A 450-nucleotide genomic window follows, 5' to 3' on the forward strand; every position below is an offset into this window, starting at 1 on the left:
CCAATTATCACGGCGCGCTGGTCGCGCTGGAACTGGCTGAGCTTAATCTGGCGCACGCCACCGTCCGTGCGCCGGTTTCGGGGTACGTTACGCACCTGCGGCTGCGGCCCGGAGACTACGCGACGGCGGGGGAGACAAAGGTCGCCATCGTCGATGCCCACAGCTTCTGGGTGGTGGGGTACTTTGAAGAGACCAAGCTGCGCCATATTCGCGTTGGGGATGCTGCGCAGGTTGTGTTGATGGGATACGAGCCGGTCATCACGGGGCACGTGGAGAGCATCGGACACGGGATTGGGGACAGCAACGACGAGACGGGCGGGCTGGGTCTGCCCGACGTCGAGCCTACCTTTAGCTGGGTGCGGCTGGCACAGCGCGTACCGGTGCGCATTCATATCGACAGGTTGCCGGAGGGGGTTGAACTGGTGGCGGGGCTGTCGGCGAGCGTGGCGG

The 450-nt window shown here is 65.1% G+C and carries 1 protein-coding gene; it reads left to right on the forward strand.

What is annotated here, in order from left to right:
• Nucleotides 1–450 (forward strand): efflux RND transporter periplasmic adaptor subunit (locus DOU50_RS00045; RefSeq protein ID WP_148768440.1); only part of this gene is annotated, 450 nt, incomplete at both ends.

Source organism: Enterobacter sp. C6 (genome assembly GCF_008122455.1).
Taxonomy (GTDB): domain Bacteria; phylum Pseudomonadota; class Gammaproteobacteria; order Enterobacterales; family Enterobacteriaceae; genus Enterobacter; species Enterobacter pseudoroggenkampii.